13 protein-coding genes are annotated in these 14,465 nt (G+C 51.2%); 10 read left to right on the plus strand and 3 right to left on the minus strand.

Annotated elements, in window-relative coordinates:
* Positions 1-49: 49 nt before the first annotated feature.
* The 3 genes from HGH92_RS30505 to HGH92_RS30515 all read right to left on the minus strand — a co-directional run bounded on the left by HGH92_RS30505 (position 50) and on the right by HGH92_RS30515 (position 2,590).
* Entirely contained in the window at positions 50-1,228 is a 1,179-nt protein-coding gene (locus HGH92_RS30505) for a FecR family protein (RefSeq protein ID WP_168874638.1), read from the minus strand.
* 84 nt (positions 1,229-1,312) lie between these two features.
* A complete protein-coding gene (locus HGH92_RS30510; RefSeq protein WP_168874639.1) occupies positions 1,313-1,903 on the minus strand; it encodes an RNA polymerase sigma factor in 591 nt (196 codons plus the stop codon).
* Between the two features lie 204 nt (positions 1,904-2,107).
* Entirely contained in the window at positions 2,108-2,590 is a 483-nt protein-coding gene (locus HGH92_RS30515) for a DUF4199 domain-containing protein (protein ID WP_168874640.1), read from the minus strand.
* Positions 2,591-2,928: 338 nt separating this feature from the next.
* Between HGH92_RS30515 and HGH92_RS30520 the strand changes: the two genes are divergently transcribed.
* From HGH92_RS30520 to HGH92_RS30565, 10 genes are all read left to right on the plus strand, one after another.
* Entirely contained in the window at positions 2,929-3,537 is a 609-nt protein-coding gene (locus tag HGH92_RS30520) for a hypothetical protein (protein WP_168874641.1), read from the plus strand.
* Positions 3,538-3,648: 111 nt separating this feature from the next.
* On the plus strand, positions 3,649-6,057 hold the full coding sequence (locus HGH92_RS30525; protein ID WP_168874642.1) for a TonB-dependent receptor: 2,409 nt from the start codon (positions 3,649-3,651) through the stop codon (positions 6,055-6,057).
* A gap of 24 nt (positions 6,058-6,081) precedes the next feature.
* Positions 6,082-6,783, plus strand: coding sequence for a hypothetical protein (locus tag HGH92_RS30530; protein ID WP_168874643.1), 702 nt, complete (start codon positions 6,082-6,084; stop codon positions 6,781-6,783).
* Positions 6,784-6,788: 5 nt separating this feature from the next.
* A complete protein-coding gene (locus HGH92_RS30535; RefSeq protein WP_168874644.1) occupies positions 6,789-7,994 on the plus strand; it encodes a PepSY-associated TM helix domain-containing protein in 1,206 nt (401 codons plus the stop codon).
* Positions 7,995-8,050: 56 nt separating this feature from the next.
* On the plus strand, positions 8,051-8,710 hold the full coding sequence (locus HGH92_RS30540) for a response regulator transcription factor (RefSeq protein ID WP_168874645.1): 660 nt from the start codon (positions 8,051-8,053) through the stop codon (positions 8,708-8,710).
* Between the two features lie 208 nt (positions 8,711-8,918).
* Entirely contained in the window at positions 8,919-10,238 is a 1,320-nt protein-coding gene (locus HGH92_RS30545; protein ID WP_211092795.1) for a lysine N(6)-hydroxylase/L-ornithine N(5)-oxygenase family protein, read from the plus strand.
* A 1-nt stretch (position 10,239) separates the two neighbouring features.
* On the plus strand, positions 10,240-11,412 hold the full coding sequence (locus HGH92_RS30550; protein WP_211092796.1) for an MFS transporter: 1,173 nt from the start codon (positions 10,240-10,242) through the stop codon (positions 11,410-11,412).
* Between the two features lie 2 nt (positions 11,413-11,414).
* On the plus strand, positions 11,415-11,990 hold the full coding sequence (locus tag HGH92_RS30555; RefSeq protein WP_168874647.1) for a GNAT family N-acetyltransferase: 576 nt from the start codon (positions 11,415-11,417) through the stop codon (positions 11,988-11,990).
* A 6-nt stretch (positions 11,991-11,996) separates the two neighbouring features.
* Positions 11,997-13,853, plus strand: coding sequence for an IucA/IucC family protein (locus HGH92_RS30560; RefSeq protein ID WP_247655092.1), 1,857 nt, complete (start codon positions 11,997-11,999; stop codon positions 13,851-13,853).
* Positions 13,850-14,455 carry a nitroreductase gene (locus HGH92_RS30565; protein WP_168874648.1) on the plus strand — a complete coding sequence of 202 codons (606 nt, stop codon included), beginning with the start codon at positions 13,850-13,852 and terminating at the stop codon, positions 14,453-14,455. Before HGH92_RS30560 ends, HGH92_RS30565 begins: the two co-directional genes overlap by 4 nt.
* The last annotated feature ends 10 nt before the right edge of the window (positions 14,456-14,465 follow it).

A 14,465-nucleotide genomic window follows, 5' to 3' on the forward strand; every position in this document is an offset into this window, starting at 1 on the left:
TTCATTGTGATTTATTGATACTTTATATGCTTACATGGGCTGGCACTTTTTACCTGGTTGATATTACTTTGATGGTCCTGCCTTCCAGTTTCAGTTTTACGTTGTCTGTTTCCAGCATTGGTAATACCTGCTGTAGTGGCAGATTTCGGTTGATATAACCACCGAGGCGGTAGTTTTCCGGTATGGCCTGGTCATCGGCTTCCACATCATACCATCTCGACAGCTGCCTGAGTATGCTGCCGAGGCTGGCATTTTCAAAGTTGAAGAAGCCTGTTCTCCAGGCGGTCGCTTCCCGGAGGTCTGCTGGCTGCACGGAGAGTGACCCGGTGGAGTTGTTCACTGCGGCGGCTTGTCCGGCGCGCAGGTAGCTTTCATTGTCGCCGGATTTAACTTTCACTGCTCCTGTTATCAGTGTGGTGCGGGTCACCGGTTCGTCGGCATAGGCCATGATGTCGAAGCTGGTGCCCAGTACCTGTACTTCAGTATTGTTCACTTTTACGATAAACGGTTGGCCCGGAACAGGCTTGATTTCAAAATAGGCCTGGCCTTTTATTTCCACGGTGCGGTTGTTGGCAGGGAAGGCCGTAGGGTAACGAAGGCTGGATGCGGCGTTTAACCATACCCGGCTTCCGTCGGGCAGTACTACGTTGAATTGTCCGCCACGCGGCACGGCCAGCAGGTTGTAACTTACAATGGAGGAAGGGCCGGCAGTAACAGGGTATAGCAGCTGTCCGTTATGTTGCTGCACCGTAACGTCTCCTTGTTGGAACACCTGGTTGCCGGTGCTGTCCAACGTCACCACGGAGCCGTCTGACAGGGTGAGCTGCGCTTTGTTGCTGCCAGGGGTGCCTGCCCGCGGGGCATGCTGTTGCGCTAGTGCAGGAGCGGCGGGTGGGCGGGTAGTATAAAAGATAGTGGCCGTTGATAACAGTATCATAACGGCTGCGGCTGCACTCCATTTCAGATACCGGAAGGAGCGCACGGGCACCACCTTGTTCCGGCTGATTTCCTGCAGCAGCCTTGTCTCAATACGGTTCCCTATGGCTTCGGGCACGGTATGCTCTTCGCTCATGACACGTTCAAATTCCTGTTGCATGGCCGTCAGCAGGGGCCGCTTCGATCCGGACGTGTTCAGGTACCCGAACAGCTCATCCAGCTCTTCCCGGCTGCATTGGCCATCCAGGTAGCGCTGTAACAGTTGCTGGTGATAATTTTCTGGTTGCGGCATATTCGTTTCCCCCCATTGAAAACAAACGGGTACTATATACTATCCGAAAATGAAAGTGGAGGGTACCCCTGTGAAGAAATTTTTTTAATAAAAAGCGGAGACCAACCAAATGGCCATAAAAATGTCACCATGACGGTACACATAATCTTCGATGAAACGCATGCCCAGTACCATGTGTTTTTTTACCGCGCTGCGGGAAATGCCCAGCAGGGCTGCCGCTTCGTCGTAGCTTTTCCCTTCCTGGCGGCAAAGGCGGAATACTTTCAGCCGCTGGGCGGTCAGCTTGGACAATGCTTCTTCGAAAAGACGCTCATATTCCTTGGTCCGTACTACTTCATCGGAATTCGCCGGGTCGATGCCCGCCAGTTGCTGGTATAACTGTTCCCGCATTTGTCCGTCGGTGGCCAGTTTAGATATGGTTTTAAAGACATGGTTGCGGGCGATACGGTAAAGGTACCCGCTGAAAGACAGCTGGGGGTTAATACGCTCCCTTATCTCCCAGATTTTGAGAAATACATCGTGCACGAGGTCTTCCGCAAGGGAAGGCACCTTACAGAAGCGCAGCAGATAGATGTATAAAGAGGGATGGTAATGCCGGTAGATACTCGAAAAAGCCGATTCATCTCCCTGGATCATCCGCAACAGCACTTCTTCCTCCATGGACATACGCTCCATACCTTTTGAAAATGTTTTTTATATAGCTGGTTTATCAACAAGAAAATTATCTTGTATAAGCTACCTGTAAAGATAGAAAACAGGAGAAGGAAATAAAAGCCGGCTGGTATTGTTGTGGGAAAATGAAAAGTCCTGCATCAGGGCCCGTAAATTTACCAGGGTTCGGATGCAGGACAGTAAGCAGTTATATTAAGGTCATCGGGGCTATTTGGCATCTTTACGGGCTATAGCAGCGCCTATTACGGAGGCTATTACGCCGCAGATCACACTCAAAAATATTCCCCCTATTACCATAAATATCAGGAAGAACTTCCTGGCAAAGTTGATGCCCTGTTCAATCTGTTCCTCCGGCATACCTTTCTTTTCCATGTCCAGCCGTGAGGTCTCCATTATTTTTTCTATTATATCAGGGAATATCAGAACCATGATCACAGAGAAAATAACAGTAATCACAGCGATGATCAGCGAAGCCTGGAAGCCGTTCATAAAAACATTGCCAAACGTTACATGCCCGTCATTGATTTTTGAAAAGTTAATGCTGGCGAGGACAATACCTACGCCCATGACCAGCGTGCCCACCCACTGGGCCCATTTTTCCTGGCTAAGATTCAGAATGTAAAAGAGGACAGACAGTACCACCATGATTGCGCTGATGATCAGACCATACTGTACGTAGTTTTTGTTCATGAGGTGATTGTTTTATAAGGATGATAGAATGTGCTTGACAGGGAGATTAAACATGCGCTCTTTAACTGGTATCGAATATACATTGAAAGCAATAATGCTCAAATTATTTTTTATGAAATAAGAAATTGGCTGACAGTCAGTTTGTTGGCTATTGGACGTAATTTACTTAAAAAAAATGTAAGTAGCTATACATATGCTGTTGCTGCTGGTAGCTATTCAATGATTTTCCCACGTAAAAAACTATATTGCGTTAAAGTACTGCAGCGCTGGCAGCCACACTGCTTTTGCTTATTTTGCTTATATGCAACCGATTTTATAAAAAAACACAACCATTCCCGATGAATGCAAAATTTCTCCGTTACCTCGTTTTACCCGAAGAAGAAAAACAACTCAGCACCGCCACGGATGATGAACAACTGCTCGAATTCTTGTTGCAACATCAATACCTGACCGTCACCGACTGGAAAGGAGAGGAACAACCCGGGCAGATCGGAAATTTCTTACAGGGAAGGCTACACGCCTTCAAGCCAGACGCCCATTTGGATACAGACGGCGTGTATGCGTCCATGCAGGCGGAAGCGGCCGGCTTCAAAGCCGGTGACAGTATTCCTTTCCTGTTGACATCGTTCCAGGCTTTGCTGGAAGAAGAAGACTTCGTCATTGTCCTGCTGGACCGTGGCAATGATAGCTATTATATCGGCCTGATACCAGATAAAAACAAAAAAGACCTCAAAAAACAAACTACCCCACTGGGAAAATGGCGGGCTTTTGGGGAGCTTTCCGGTGAAGTGCTGTATACCGTCTATTGCTCCTGCGGCAGCATGAACGTATGGCAGGTGAAACGAGGCGAATTAATAGATGAGGGAGGAAACTGCGAGGACTGTGGTAAAGAGATTTTTGATAAAAACGGTCAGACCACTTTTAAGGTGATCACTGAGTACATCTAGCACATAGACACTAATAAGCGATTTTTCCTGATTGCGAAAATCAATTTCCCGATGGCGTAACTATACCGGGATTAGCAGCCCCTACTTTTGCACGCAAATGTAAAAGATATCATGGAGCCATACTATCTGCGAATCCCGGTGAAACGCCTGACTATACTGTTAGTATTCCTGTTCGCCTTGTGCGGACAGGCCACGGCAGACGATATATTGTCTGCCATCAAAGGAAAGGTGTTTACCTCAGACGGGTTGCCCGCACCTTACGTTACTGTTAGAATACAACATTCCAATCATGGCGCCCTGACAGATGCTAATGGCGAGTTTGTTATCAAAAAGGTAAAACCCGGCAAATATACGCTGGTGGTGTCGCTGGTGGGATATGAAAATGTAATGCAGGAAGTGGAAGTGGAAACGGACAAGATCACCCGGACCGCTATTACACTGGGCGCTTCCGGTCAACAGATGAAGGAGGTGACCGTAGTGGGGGAGTATAACAAATATACCGTTCTTACGCCTTCCAATTCTCTCCGTCTCAATGCGCCCCTTGTAGAAATACCACAGAGCATTGCAGAAGTCTCTAAAGAAGTGCTGGCAGACCAGCAGGTATTTAATATGCACGAAGGCGTTACCCGCAATGTGAGCGGCGCCTCCCGGCTGGGCCACTGGGACATGTATTCCAATATCCAGGTCCGCGGTTCCCGCGCCAGTTCCCTCCGTAACGGCATGAACGTATATATCAGCTCCTGGAGCCCGCTCACGGAAGATATGAGCATGGTGGACAGGATCGAATTCGTGAAAGGCCCTGCCGGCTTTATGATGTCCAACGGAGAGCCCGGCGGCATGTACAACGTAGTAACGAAAAAACCTACCGGCATCAACCAGGGGGAAATAACACTGTCCCTTGGCAGTTATGACAACTACCGCACCACGCTGGACCTCGACGGCAAGCTGTCTAAAGACGGCAAACTGCTGTACCGCCTCAATTTCGCCGGTGAACTGAAAAACGGCTGGCGCGACTTTGATTATACCAACCGCTACAGCATTGCACCGGTAGTAAAATACCTGATAGACGAGAAAAACAGTATTACGCTGGAATATAACCTCCAGTACATGCAGCTGCCCGTGATCGGCGGCAACTACTCCTTCTCCAAACGTGGCTACGGCGACCTGCCGATGAACTTCACAACCATAGAAGGCAATATGGACCCCACCAGGATCAGCGATAACAGCATAATGGCTTTCTATGAGCATAAGTTCAACCCCGACTGGAAACTGACGGCGCAGTTTGGGTATTTCCACTACAAACAAACCGGTCAGAGCATGTGGCCTTCCGGCTTCTCCACGAAAGGGAACGACAGCCTGCTGCAACGCAGTATGAACATCTGGGACGCGCTGGGGCTTAATAAAACCGCGCAGATATTTGTGAACGGCACGCTTCGTACCGGCGCGCTGACGCACAACATCCTCGGCGGCGTGGACATGAAATACAGCAACTATTACGCCGACTGGGCGCAGGGCGCTGCTTTCGGTGATTCTGCCTTCAATATCTATAAACCCAAACACGGCGGCGTGGCACAGCCCAAGTGGGACCGCTCTGCGGATATCCGTACCCGTGGGGTACAATATAACTACGGCTACAGCGCCTTTTACCTGCAGGACCAGATCGGCCTCTTTGATGACCGCCTGCGTGTAACGCTGGCCGGCCGCTACACCACCAACAATGTGGTAAGCCCGTACGACGGCACCAATAAAGACAGCAAATTCACGCCCCGCTTCGGTATCAGCTACTCCTTAGACAGGAACAGTTCCGTATACGGCGTATATGACATGAGCTTTATCCAGAACCCGGGGCTGGACTGGGAAAGAAAGGCCTTCGACCCCATGACCGGCGACAATATTGAGTTTGGTATCAAACGCGACTGGTTCAAAGGCCGCTTTACCTCCACGCTGGCGGTTTATCAAATCACTAAAAACAATGTGCTGACCACCGATCTGGACCATCCGGACCCCGTCACCAAAAATTTTATCTACAGCCGGCAGAATGGCCAGCAGCGCATCAAAGGACTGGAAGTAGATCTCCAGGGGGAAGTAGTCAAAGGCCTGAACGTGGTGGTGAACTATGCTTACACGGATGGTATTGTGTCTAAAGACGCCAAACCTGAATTACAAGGCAACTATGTGCCAGGCATCGCCAAACATATTCAAAACACCTGGCTGACTTACATGATTGGTGGCGGCACGCTGAAAGGGCTCCGCGTCAATGTGGGGTACCAGTACCAGACGGGCCGCGTGGCCGGTCAGGTATATGACAAAACGGAAAACTTCCTGCCCGACTATTTCCGCATGGACGCCGGTCTCGGTTATACGGTCAACAAGTTCAGCGTGAACGTGCTGGTCAATAATGTGCTGAACAAATACCTGTTCACCGGAGCGCCTTCTGCGGACGGGTACGGCAATAAGATCTATTACTGGCAAACAGAACCCGGACGTAACGTGCGGATGAGCGTTGGCTATCGTTTTTAAAAAAACTTAAACCTGGATATAAACATGAAAAAGTTATTATTCTCCGCTTTATTATGCTGCTGCATGGCGACAGCATTTGGACATGCTCTCTGGATAGAAACCATTGTAAACGGTAAGAAAGGGCAGGCACAGGAAGTAAAAGTGTTCCTTGGTGAATATGCTGAGAACGAACGTGACTCTACGCAGAACTGGTTCAGCAACATGCGGGATTTTAAACTATGGCTCATTGAGCCTTCCGGTAAAAAGCAGCAACTGGAATGCACGCCCGCCGGTAACCATTTCAAAGCTACTTTCACGCCGCAGACAGACGGCGCTTATGTGCTGTATATCGATCACACCGTACAGGAAGTGTACAGTGGCAGCAAGATCCGTTATTATGCCCAGGGCGTTGTACAGGTAAACCATGCCAAAGGCATTGATAACCTGAAACAGAATGACTTTGTGCTGCTGACCGGCGACGCTAAAAAAATAAACGTACCTGAAAAAGTTTCCCTGCTGCATAAAACCAAAGCCACATTGCCCAAGGCTGAACTGGTAGTACAGTCACCGGATGGCTGGACCAAAAAAGTGAAAGGCACACAGGATGCTTTCTCCTATGTTCCGGTGTGGAACGGCAGATACCTGCTGGAAGGCACTTTTACCGAAGATGAAAAAGGAGAACATGAAGGAAAACCTTATGAGCGTATATGGCATTGCGTTACCTATTGCAAGGATGTAACTAAATAATCCATATGCCCTTAAAAAAGACTATCCTGAAAATACATCGCTGGCTCGGACTTGCGTCCGGGCTGGTTGTTTTTATACTGGGCGTCACCGGATGTATCTACGCCTTCATCGATGAGCTGAAACCGGTCGTGTACCGGCAGCGGATGTTTGTGGAGGCGCCCGCGGGCACACAGCGTTTGCCCATGAACGTTATCATGGACAAAGCACAGGCTGCCATCGGCCGCAAATACAAACTACAGCTGGCAGAGGTGCCCATAGGGGCAGACAGGAGCGTGTCGTTCCGGACGCTGAAAGTAAACCCGGACGGGTGGACGTATGCTGCCTATATGGAATATTTCTACCGGATATACGTAGACCCCTACACGGGAAAAGTATTGAAAATAGAAAATACCAAATGGGAATTTTTCAATACAGTGGTCAACCTCCATATCAATCTTTTACTCGGTCCCAGGATAGGCGGTACTATCGTGAACTGGTCGGTGATTATTTTTGTAGTGATGTTGATCTCCGGGATCGTGCTCTGGTGGCCGGCCAACAAAGCCGCTGCCAAACAGCGTTTCCGTTTCAAATGGAAGGAGTCTACCAAATGGAAACGCAAAAATTATGACCTGCACAATATCCTTGGCTTCTATGCCATGATCATATTACTGGTCATCTCCATTACCGGCCTGGTGATTTCTTACCGGTGGGTCAGTAATGGCGTTCAGTGGATCGCCAATGGCGGTAAGCAGACGGTATTACCTGCCCCGGTATTTTCAGACACTACTAACGTGAACGTATATTCGCCGGAGAAAATACTGGCAGATGCCGTGGTGAAGGCGCCGGAAGGGACCACTTTTTTCGTGAGTGTTCCGAATAATGAAAAAGCGGCCGTATCCGTGTTTGCCCGCAGGGACGGCAAACCTTTGTACAAAGCCACGCGCATGCAGTATGACCAGCATACAGGCACCCTGCTCGCCAGCCGCACCTTTGCGGACATGGGTAACGGTGAGCGGATCAATGCCATGAATTATGACATACATGTAGGCGCCGCGCTGGGCATACCAGGAAAGATATTGGCATTCCTGGCCTCTCTCATCGCTGCTTCCCTGCCGGTCACCGGATTTTATATCTGGTGGGGAAGACGGAACAAAAAACAAGCGGCGCCGCAGCTGAACAAAAACAGTCATCCTAAAAAAGCCCGGCAGCCCAAACCGGTAACCCTGAAGTAACATTAACCATATATCTTCTGCGTCCAAACAGGTCATTGTAAAGTGTTATCAGCATAATGAACAGTACAGTAAAGACCCGTATTATACTGGCGGATGCGCAACCTGTTTACAGAGAAGGGATCAAAAGTTTGTTGGCGGACCATCAAAATAACTACCAGATTGAAGAAGCGGGCAACAGCGAAGAGCTGCGGCCTGCTTTGCTCACCTTTCAGCCGGAGATCCTGATACTGGACTATGACCCGGCTTATTTTGATGCCGATGAACTGCTACATACCCTGTCTGTTATTCCGGAGTGTAAGGTGATACTCATTTCCAGCCAGAAAAAGAAAGTGGATATCTTCCGGCTGCTGGACAGTAACATATACTGTGTGCTCACCAAGGACTGCAAAAAGAAAGATATCCATCAGGCTGTCTGTTGCGCCCTGCGGGGGGAAAAGTTTTTCTGCACTTTTGCCCTTGATTTATTACTGGCCGACAGAAAGAAATCGCCTTCCGTTGCCTGTTGCCCACCGGAAGGCTTGTCCGCCAGGGAAACAGAAGTCATCCGTCAGATAGTGACCGGGAAGTCCAACAAGGAAATCGCCGGGGCCATGCACCTGAGCCAGCACACCATCCATTCGCACCGCAGGAATATCATGCGGAAGCTGCAGCTGCACTCTGCCGTGGAGCTGTGTAACTATGCCCTCGAAACCGGCATCGTTAAACCTGAAACCTGATGAGGCTATTGGCCTGTAAACCCCGGGGCAGCCGTATCATACGGCTGCCCCGTTTTTTTGTCCTAATGCAATACTGCCGCGCTGTATACCACGATCAGGGTAAAGGCCTACCATCCGGCTACCATCTTTTTACCATCCCCGGGCGATTGTTGCCGGAAGGCAACACTTGTACTTTTAACCCTCTGCTATCAATTAAATGAAAATTTCTATGGACAAAAAGATCTATGACTTTGCGGCTGTTGGCGTTGGCCCTTTTAACCTCGGACTGGCTTGCCTCACCCATTCCATTCCGGACCTGGATGGCATTTTCCTCGACAAAAGACCTGAGTTCAACTGGCATCCCGGGATGCTGATGCAGGACACCACCTTACAGGTGCCTTTCCTGGCAGATCATGTTACCCTGGCCGATCCTACCAATCCCTTCAGTTTTCTGAATTACCTCAAAGAACGGGGACGCATATACGCTTTTTATATCCGGGAACAGTTTAAAATGCTCCGCAATGAATACAACCAGTATTGCCAGTGGGCTATCCGTCAACTGCCGGAGGTACACTTTAATACAGCGGTGAAAAACATCGAATACGATGAAGCGGCGCAGCTCTATCTGCTGCACGCCGTTACGCCTGCCAATGACAGGCTGCTGGTGCGCGCACGTAAACTGGTATTGGGCACCGGTACGGTGCCTTATGTTCCCGCCAGCTGCCGGGAGCTGATGAACAAAGCGGTACATTCCGCCCATTACCTGCAACACAAACACGTGCTGCAATCAAAGCGCTCCATTACCATCGTGGGCAGCGGACAGAGCGCCGCAGAGATTTATTACGATCTGTTACAGGACATCGACACTTATGGTTACTCCCTGCACTGGATCACCCGTTCTCCCAGGTTTTACCCGCTCGAGTACAGCAAGCTTACCCTGGAGATGACCTCCCCGGAGTATGTCGATTATTTCTACAACCTGCCGCAGGCCAAAAGGGATGAGCTGCTTCACCGCCAGAAGCATCTGTACAAAGGCATCAACAACGACCTGATTGCTTCCATCTTTGATACCATCTACGCCAAAAAGCTGATTGCTGATATTGATATCTCCCTGCGCACGAACGCCGACCTGCGGAACATCACCCATGACGATACCGACGGGTTCAGGCTCACGTTTTTCCAGGAAGAACAGGAAAAATACTATGTCCATCAGACTTCCGGGCTGGTACTGGCCACAGGCTACACGCACCGCATCCCTGATTTTATGGGACCAATCCTGCACAAGGTACAGCTGGACGAAAAAGGCCGTTTTGCGGTGAACCGCAACTACACCGTTGATGCGGCCGGCACCATATTCGTGCAGAATGCGGAGCTGCACACTCACGGTTTCGTGACACCCGACCTGGGCATGGGCTGCTACCGCAATGCCTGGATCATCCGGGAGATGCTGGGGCGTGAAGTGTATCCGATAGAACAGCGGATAGCCTTCCAGCAGTTTGCCGTGGATGCCGGTGAGGAAACCGTTCCTGTACACCCTCACCTGATATAACATGCCATTGCGATTTTATCTGATACTGATGACGCTGGTGGCTGTGGTCAGCGATTATATGATGCACCCGTTTTACCCGTTGTTCTTTGCTGCCAGGTTTGGCATGGAAGACCCACGGACCACCGGCACGTATTTCAGCGCCGTGTGTGCTACCGTGATGGTGGCGTTTCCCATATGGGCCATGGTGTCCCGGTGTATACCTGAGCTGCGCATACTGGTGTACACGCAGGCAGTGGCCGGCATACTGGCGGCTTCCTGCGCTTTTATTACCCATTATGGTCTGTTCTGGGTAGTATCCCTGGCCATCATCATTTTTAAGGGCAGCTACCTGCTGGTATATCCGTTCATTCTCCGTATAACGGCCACGGATAAACACGTAGGCGTTATCAGCATCCTGTCGGTGATCATTCACCTGGGCAGCGTGCTGGGGGCGGTGTTTGGCGGCATGGTCATCGACTGGATGCAGCCGCAGTACATCTATCTGGGCATGGCTGCCGGCGACTTTTTCCAGGCGGGGCTGAGTGGCTGGCTGTTACATACCCGGAAAGACATTCCCGGTCCGGCGGTAACGGAGCGGCCTACACGCAGCTGGTCGGAGCTGTTGCCTTCCGGTACTGTGTTGCGGCTGAGCGTGATCACACTGTTTTTTTACTATGGCGATTTTATCATCCGGCCGTTTTTTGTCCGGTATTGGGAAACCGTATCGGGCATACAGTTGCGGCTCATCTCCGGGGCGGTGTACGCCATTCCTGCGGCAGTAGCGGTTTTTGCGCTGTGGATGAACCGGCGGCGCAAAGTGCCGGACTCGCCCTGGCATGCCATATTGCCGGCTTTAATGCTGGCGCTGGCCGGACTGCTGCTACAGTCGTGGCCATCAACAGGCGCTGTCATCGCCGGGCGCTGCCTCTATGGATGGGCATTTTTCCAGTCGGCCGTACGGTTTGATGCGTTGTTGTTCCATGTCAGCGACCCTGCGTCCTATGCGGTGGAATACAGCAAGATCCACTTCTTTCAAAACCTGGGCGTGCTGACGGCATCATTTTCCGCCGGCATACTGGTGGAGCACTATCCGCTGAATGTACCGTTTATAGTGGCTTTCGCCGGATATCTGCTGGTGGCCGCCCTTTACTACCAGTTGGCGCGTCCGCATGTTCATCCCGTTAATCAGTCATGATCATGAAAACAATCAACATCATACCAACTTATAGCAGCGCCGGCCACCCGCTGGGAATCGTGGAACTGTGGCCAATGGACCTGAAGCAGGACACGCCGGAGATCTATCGCTGGGTGACACAACCCTACGCCCACTACTGGGGCATGACATACAAAACATACGAAGAGGTGCTGGCGGAATATACCGCTATTCATCACAACCCGCACGCGGAGGCGCTGATCGGCAAGATAAACGGCCGCACTGCCTTCCTCTGCGAATGTTATGACCCGGCACATGACCTTATTGGCAGCTTCTATACGCCTGAACCAGGGGACGTAGGGATGCATATACTGATCGGTCCTCCGGAAGAACCCGTCCACGGCTTCACCTGGCAGGTATTCTCCATCGTGATGGACTACCTGTTTGAAAACCCATCGCACCATCGGGTAGTGGTGGAACCGGATGCCCGCAATGAAAAAATCCATCGCCTCAACAAAAAGGCCGGCTTCACCTATGCAAAGGAGGTGCAACTACCCCATAAAACCGCTGCCCTGGCCTTTTGTACCAGGCAGCAATATTTTCAGACAAAAGAAAAGTAACAACATATGTATACAAACAACGCTATCATGAATTCCCCTGAATCAGTCGTTAACCATCTTCAGCCTGCGCTCTGGTCAAAGGCCAACAGGCTCCATGTGGCAAAGATCATCAGCGAGTTTGCCCATGAGCTGCTGTTGCAGCCCGAATGGATCAGTGACGATGAAGAATGGTCACAGTACCGGCTACACGCTCCGGACGCTGAACAGACAACTTACTTTTTCCGCGCACGGCTGCTGGGTCTGAACCACTGGTCCATTGATACGGACAGTATCCGGAAAGTAGGCGGCGGCCGGGAACTGCCGCTGGACAGTATTTTGTTCATACAGGAATTCCAAAGCCAACTCAATATCGACCGGGAGAATATTCCGGCTTACCTGGAAGAGATCACCAGCACCCTTAACGGCAGCGCCTATATGATGAGCCGGCCACAATTGCCTATGGACAAGCTGGTCCGGTCAGACTATCAGACACTGGAGCATGCCATGACTTCCGGGCATCCCTGCTTTGTGGCCAACAACGGCCGTATTGGCTTTGATGCCAACGACTACCGGCTATATGCGCCGGAAGCCGACCAGCCCATTCAACTGATATGGCTGGCCGGCCACAAAAGCCGCACCGCCTACAGCGCGGTAGATGAACTGCCGTATCAGCAACTCATCGCTGCCGAGCTGGGAGAGGAGACTATGTCCCTCTTTAACAAAAAACTAGCGGACAGCGGGCTTTCACCGGATGACTATTTCTTTATACCAGTGCATCCCTGGCAGTGGTTCAATAAACTCGCCATTATCTGTGCGCCGGACCTGGCCCATCAGCACCTGGTATGCCTGGGCTACAGCCCCGACCAGTTTAACGCGCAGCAGTCTATCCGTACGTTCTACAATATCACCCACCCCGGGAAGCACTATACGAAAACAGCCCTCTCTATCCTGAACATGGGTTTTGTACGCGGGCTGACGCCGTATTACATGGACAGTACGCCGCCTATCACCGAGTGGATACGGAAATATGTGGGAGAGGACCCTTACCTGAAACAGAACGGCTTTACGTTGTTGTGCGAAGTGGCGACGGTAGGCTACCGCAATTTCTACTATGAGCCTTTCGGCAAACACGTGCCTTACAACAAAATGCTGGCGGCCCTTTGGCGCGAAAGCCCGGCTAAAGTGCTGCAGCCCGGTCAGCAGCTGATGACCATGGCCGCCCTGCTGCATACCGATTTTCAGGGCAACGCGCTGCTGCCGGCGCTGATCGCGGCCTCCGGCCTGTCTACCCATGACTGGCTGGAACGTTACCTGCGGGCGTACCTGACACCGCTGCTGCATTGTTTCTATGAACATGACCTCGTGTTTATGCCTCATGGCGAAAACCTCATCCTGGTACTGGAAAACCAGGTGCCGGTAAAAGCCATCATGAAAGATATCACCGAAGAAATCGGCGTGTTCCGCATGAACACCGACATCGCGGAGAAAGGAAGGCGTATATGCGTTACCGTTCCGGAAGAGCTGCGCATACTGAGCATCCTCACTGATGTGTTTGACTGCTTCTTCCGTTTTCTGTCCAATATCCTGGTGACAAAATGCCACTACCGCGAAGAGGATTTCTGGCAGCAGGTGGCTGCCTGCGTATATGCGTACCAGGACGACCAGCCGCAACATGCCGCTAAGTTTGAGCAGTACGACATGTTCGCGCCGGAATTCATTCTCTCCTGTCTGAACCGTTTACAACTGCGGAACAACCGCCAAATGGTGGACCTCGCCGATCCGGCCGGAAGCCTTCAGCTGGCAGGGATGTTACAGAACCCGATAGCGCCGTTCAAACGCGCGGCCGCCGTTCCCGCAACATTGGCCAATACCATTGACCAATGATCATGTGGGAAGAAAAGCAGGATGTCCGGCAGCAGGTGCTGACGGACATCATCCGCCGGAGAAGAAGCGTCTTCGCCGACGACTACCTGGATGTGCCGGTACCGGAAGATGTTATCCGGGAGATACTGACCAACGCTACATGGGCGCCGACCTATAAAATGACGCAGCCCTGGCGCTTTATCGTGTTGCAGGGCAGTCAGCGTGCGCCTTTCGGGGAGTACCTGGCAGACTACTACCGGCAACGGCTATCCGCAGAGGAATGGCCGCCAGGCAGGCATGAGCGGGCGCGGCTGTATCCGTTGAAAGCGCCCTGCATCATCGTCATCGTTTTTCGCCGGCATGAAAAAATCGACATAAAAGAATGGGAGGAGATGGCCGCCGTGTGTTGTGCCGTACAGAACATGGCGCTGACCTGCGAAGCCTATGACATAGGCGCCTACTGGGACAGCTGTGACGCCTGTATCGCCTACGCCCGGGAACACTGGCTGGAAGCCAATGAACAGTGCCTTGGATTTTTTTATATGGGTTATTACGACCGGCAAAAGCACCACAGCGCCAAAAGGCGTACCGGCATTGATAAAAAGACGACCTGGCTCTATTGATTTTTTGACC

It is taken from the genome of Chitinophaga varians (genome assembly GCF_012641275.1).
In the GTDB taxonomy this organism is placed as follows: Bacteria; Bacteroidota; Bacteroidia; order Chitinophagales; family Chitinophagaceae; genus Chitinophaga; species Chitinophaga varians_A.